Raw genomic sequence first — 1,580 nt, forward strand, 5'->3', positions numbered from 1 at the left:
CCTCGTGGCTGGGGCCTGGTGCGGCGCTGCGCGTTGGCCGGGCGGGTGGGCTGTGCAGGGGACGCTGCAAGTACGTCCCTGTAAGCTCGGTCGCCGCATCCATGCGGCTCACGCCCCTGCACAGCCCACCCTCCCGGCCTCGGACAGGTTCATGCGGGCGCCAGCCACGGAAAAGAAAAAGAAAAAAGAGCGACAGCGGGTCGCTGCGCTCTCTTTGGAGTACGCGATCGGTTGCAGGCGCTGGGGTCAGCGCTTGATCTGCTGGCCGTCGCCGGTGGGTACGCTGTCGTAGTAGCGGCCGGTGCGCGAGTCGAACACGCGGTTGGGGCCGACCGGTTTGACGCCGGGAACGATGCGGCCGTTGCGGTCGTAGACCTTGTCCGGCAGTGCCGGTGCGGGCGTGGGGGTCACCTGGGCCGGGCCGGTCGAGCGGATCGGCTGGGCCGGCTGCGGCGAGGGCAGCACCTGCGGCTGCGAGCGCGATGCCTGCGGTGGCGGGGCTACAGGCGGCGGTGCCACCGTCGAGCTGCTGCGGGTAGTGGTCGGATTGCCGGTGGGCACCTGCGCCTGGGCGAGCAGAGGCAGCAGGGCCGACAACAGCAGGACAAGGCGGGGTTTCATGGCGCGCTCCAGGGTGGTCCACATTCACCCTGCGCCTGCCCCTGTGTGCCGGCCATGAACGGCCATCACACTTGCAAGCGCGTGCCGACACCCCCACGTCTGCGGCATCCCAGGCCACAACCCCACGGAGAGCCGGCATGAGCGCTTTCGATCTGACGCCCCCCACCGCCACGCAGACCGAGGCCCTGGTCGCCGGGCTCAGCGCCGAGGAGCGCCGCGTGCTGCTGCAGCACGGCACCGAGGCGCCCTTCTGCGGGGTGTTCCTCGACAACAAGCGTGAGGGCGTCTACTGCTGCCGGCTGTGCGCGCTGCCGCTGTTCCGCTCCAGCACCAAGTTCGATTCGGGCACCGGCTGGCCCAGTTTCTTCGCTCCGTTCGACCCGGCGCATGTGCGCGAGATCCGCGACAGCAGCCACGGCATGGTCCGCACCGAGATCACCTGCGCCCGCTGCGGCAGCCACCTGGGCCACGTATTCCCGGACGGTCCGCCGCCCACCTACGAGCGCCACTGCCTGAACTCGGTCTCACTTTCATTCACTGGCAACGGCGAGCCCTGGCCCGATCCGCTGCAGCGTGGCGGCGCGGAAGCCGGCGTGGCGGGCTGAGACCCGCCGGAATGGCCCGCTGACCGACTTCACAGAATTCCCTCTTCAGAAACACCGGTGTCAGGCCGACAAGGAGATATCCCCCCTCCTTGCGTCGCGCCATGCTCATCATCGTTGGATTCCTGGTCGTCATCATCAGCGTGCTGGGCGGCTACCTCGGCGCACACGGCCGCCTTGGGGCGCTGTGGCAGCCTTACGAACTGGTCATCATCGGCGGTGCCGCGCTGGGTGCATTCCTGGTCGGCACCCCGGCCAAGACGGTCAAGCAGACGCTGCAGGCCATGGTCGGCGTGTTCAAGGGCCCGCGCTACAAGCAGCAGGACTACATCGATGTCCTCAGCCTGGTATACGAAC

At 68.6% G+C, this 1,580-nt stretch carries 3 protein-coding genes; 2 read left to right on the forward strand and 1 reads right to left on the reverse strand.

All coding sequences use genetic code 11. The features are described from left to right. Positions 1 to 246: 246 nt before the first annotated feature. Positions 247 to 621, reverse strand: a complete 375-nt coding sequence (locus DBR20_RS10870; RefSeq protein ID WP_108266190.1) for a classical arabinogalactan protein 4 — start codon at positions 619 to 621, stop codon at positions 247 to 249. 137 nt (positions 622 to 758) lie between these two features. On the opposite strand from DBR20_RS10870, the gene msrB reads away from it, so the two are divergent. Both msrB and DBR20_RS22990 read left to right on the forward strand, forming a co-directional pair. After that, the gene (gene msrB / locus DBR20_RS10875) at positions 759 to 1,226 is read left to right on the forward strand and encodes a peptide-methionine (R)-S-oxide reductase MsrB (protein ID WP_089238439.1); all 468 of its coding nucleotides are present in this window, start codon (positions 759 to 761) and stop codon (positions 1,224 to 1,226) included. Between the two features lie 101 nt (positions 1,227 to 1,327). After that, positions 1,328 to 1,580: motility-associated protein (locus DBR20_RS22990; protein WP_343125684.1), on the forward strand; the 253-nt coding region annotated here is incomplete at its 3' end.

It is taken from the genome of Stenotrophomonas sp. HMWF023 (assembly GCF_003060985.1).
GTDB classification, from domain to species: Bacteria; Pseudomonadota; Gammaproteobacteria; order Xanthomonadales; family Xanthomonadaceae; genus Stenotrophomonas; species Stenotrophomonas lactitubi.